Here is a 3,113-nt window from a genome sequence, read left to right as displayed (position 1 = left end):
GCTCGGCGGCCTCGCCGCGCCGCGCGGTGTCGCGCAGCCGCAGCCGGACGGTGCCCGCCCCGACCGACGACTTCAGCTCGCCGGGCGTGCCCTCGGCGATGACACGGCCGTGGTCGATCACCGCGATCCGCTCGGCCAGCCGGTCGGCCTCCTCCAGATACTGGGTGGTCAGCAGCACGGTCGTGCCGTGCGCGACGACGATCCGCACGATGTCCCAGACCTGGGCGCGGCTGCGCGGGTCGAGACCGGTCGTCGGTTCGTCGAGGAACAGCAGGTCGGGCGTGTTGAGGATGCTCGCGGCGATGTCGATCCGCCGGCGCATCCCGCCCGAGTAGTTCTTCACCTGACGTCCGGCGGCGTCGCCGAGCCCGAACGCGTCCAGCAGCCGTTCCGCCCGTTCCCGCGCGGCCGGTTTGCCGTGCCCGGTCAGCCGGGCCAGCAGGATCAGGTTCTCGGCCCCGGTCAGGTCCTCGTCGACGGACGCGTACTGGCCGGTCAGGCTGACCCTGGCCCGTACCGCATCGGCCTCGGCCCGCACGTCGTGGCCGAACACCCGCGCGGTGCCGCCGTCGGCGCGCAGCAGGGTGGCCAGCACCCGCACCGCGGTGGTCTTCCCCGCCCCGTTCGGGCCCAGCACCCCGTACACGCTGCCCGCGGGCACCGTCAGATCCAGGCCGTCCAGCGCCCGGTCGGCGCCGAACCTCTTCACCAGCCCGGCGGTCTCGATGGCGAATCCGCTCATCCGCGCCTCCTCATCCGATCGTCTTCTCTCATCGGAAGGGCGCTAGACCGGATCTGGCGGGTGCTAGGTCGTGTCCTTCGCCGGGTGCTTGCCGTCGGGCTCGCGGTGGCGGATCAGGGCGACGATCACTGAGGCGACCGGGGCGGCGAGGAAAGCGCCGACGATCCCGGCGAGGGTGCTGCCGAGGGCGATCGCGACCAGGATGACGGCGCCGGGCAGCTCCAGGGCACGGCCGTAGATCTGCGGCGCGAGGATATGGCCTTCGAGCTGCTGGACCGCGATCGTGACCCCCACGACGATCAGCGCGACCACCCAGCCCTTGGTGACCAGCGCGACCAGCGCCGCCAGCAGCCCCGCGGTGAACGCGCCGATGATCGGCAGGAAAGCGCCGACCCAGGTCAGCGCCGCCAGCGGCAGCGCCATCGGCACCTGGAGCAGCCACAGTGCGAGCCCGATGAAGAACCCGTCCACGAAACCGACGACCGCGATGCCGCGGATGTACCGGCCGACGACGTCGAACGAGAGTTTGACGCCCGAGACGAGCTGGTCGCGTCCGCCCGCGGGGAGCAGCGCGGCCACCCAGTCGAGGAGCTGCCGCCCGCCGTGCGTCATGTAGATGGCGAGCACCACGGCCAGCACCGCGCCGACGACGATCTCGCTGGTGGTCCGCACCCCGACCATCGCCCCGCTGGCGATCTTCCCGGACTGGTGGGAGACCCAGGTCCTGCCCTGCTCGATCAGCTCGGGGAGCCGGTGCTCGTCGACCCCGAACGACGACGCCACATGCTGGAGCTTGTCCTTGAGCCCGTCCAGGCTGGTGCCGAGCTGGCCGAGACTGCCGATGGTCGGCCTGGCCAGCAGCAGGAACACCCCGGCCACCAGCAGCAGCCCGCACAGGCAGACCACGGCCGTCGCCAGGCCGCGGCCGAGGCCCTTCGCGCACAGCCAGCGGCGCGGCGGGATCATCACGGCGGCCAGGAACAGGGCCAGCACCATCGGGATCAGCACGGTGCGCGTCACGTAGACCAGCCACAGCGCGATCGCGGCCAGGGCCACGACCATCAGCCGTCGGCCGGTCCGCAGTACGGACATGCGCAGCGCACTCTCACCCGTCACATGATCAACATGCCCCGCCGCTTCCCGGTTACTCGCCGTGACCGCTCCGCTCTGTGCGCGCGCTCCACGGACTGCCCCCAGGAGGTGCCCGCGACCATCAGCGCGGCGCCGAGCGCGGTCAGCGGGCTCAGCCGCTCACCGCCCAGCCCGATCCCGATCACCACCGCCCAGACGGGTTCGGTGCCCAGCAGCAGGCTGGCCCGGCTCGCCGACGTCCGCTGGACCGCCCAGGTCTGGGCGAGGAACGCGAAGACGCTGCAGAACAGGGCGAGGTAGGCGAGCTGCGCCCAGGTCACCGCGCCCGCCCCGGCCAGTTCGGGGACGCTCCACAGCACCGGCACCGCGAACAGCAGCGTGCCGACCACGGTCTGGACGGTCGTGAGCCGGAGCGGCCGCACCGCCCGTCCCGTGGTGAGCCGTCCGACCAGCGCCACATGCCCGGCCCGCACCACGGCCGCCGCGAGGATCAGCAGATCGCCCGAGCGCGGCGCGTGCAGCCCGCTCCCCGACACCAGCAGCCCGACCGCGACCACGCAGACGCCCGCCGCCGCGTAGAACCGGGGCGGCAGCGCGCCGTTCGCCCGGTCCAGCAGCGGGGTCAGCATGATGGTCAGGCTGATCAGCAGCCCCGCGTTGGCGGCGCTGGTGTGCGCGACCCCGTAGGTCTCCAGCACCAGGATCGACGCCTGCGTCACCCCCAGCACCCCGCCCAGCCGCAGCTCCTCGCCGGTCGCGCCACGCCCGCCGCCCAGCCCCAGGCAGGCCAGCGCGGACAGCGCGTAACGGGCGAACAGCACCGCCATGATCGGCAGCGCGACGGTCGCGTTCTTGGCGACCAGATAGCTGGAACCCCAGACGATCGCGACGAGCAGCAGGACGGCATCGGTACGGTGCGTTTCGGACACCCCGCCACCGTGCCCGACCCCGACCCTGAAGCCCAGTACGAGTCTCTGAAACGACGTTTCAGTATCCCTAAACTGTCCGGATGGACGAACGACAGCTCAGGATCCTGCGCGAGCTCGGCGATCTCGGCAGCGTCACGGCCGTCGCGGACGCCCTGCTGGTGACCCCGTCGGCCATCTCCCAGCAGCTCCGGCTGCTCCAGCGGTCGATCCCGGTGCCGCTCACCGAGCGGTCGGGCCGCCGCCTCGTGCTGACCGAGGCGGGCCGGGTGCTGGCCGGGGCCGCGATCGAGGTGGAGACCGCGCTGGCCCGCGCCCGGCACACCATCGACGCGTTCGTCGACCAGCCCGAC

4 protein-coding genes are annotated in these 3,113 nt (G+C 72.5%); 1 reads left to right on the top strand and 3 read right to left on the bottom strand.

The features are described 5' to 3' along the window. From ACYVE7_RS31800 to ACYVE7_RS31790, 3 genes are all read right to left on the bottom strand, one after another. A partial coding sequence (locus ACYVE7_RS31800) for an ATP-binding cassette domain-containing protein (RefSeq protein ID WP_460369987.1) occupies positions 1 to 742 on the bottom strand: 742 nt, incomplete at its 3' end. Between the two features lie 63 nt (positions 743 to 805). Continuing rightward, the gene (locus tag ACYVE7_RS31795; RefSeq protein ID WP_460369985.1) at positions 806 to 1,858 is read right to left on the bottom strand and encodes an AI-2E family transporter; all 1,053 of its coding nucleotides are present in this window, start codon (positions 1,856 to 1,858) and stop codon (positions 806 to 808) included. Then, positions 1,855 to 2,763 (bottom strand): DMT family transporter, encoded by a 909-nt coding sequence (locus ACYVE7_RS31790; protein ID WP_460369983.1) that lies wholly within the window; start codon positions 2,761 to 2,763, stop codon positions 1,855 to 1,857. The genes ACYVE7_RS31795 and ACYVE7_RS31790 overlap by 4 nt, the downstream gene beginning before the upstream one ends. A gap of 80 nt (positions 2,764 to 2,843) precedes the next feature. Here ACYVE7_RS31790 and ACYVE7_RS31785 point away from each other — a divergent pair. Further along, the coding region (locus ACYVE7_RS31785; RefSeq protein ID WP_460369982.1) for a LysR family transcriptional regulator at positions 2,844 to 3,113 on the top strand (270 nt) is incomplete at its 3' end.

Source organism: Actinocorallia lasiicapitis, assembly GCF_054778695.1.
This window is presented reverse-complemented; position numbering and strand designations above follow the sequence as displayed.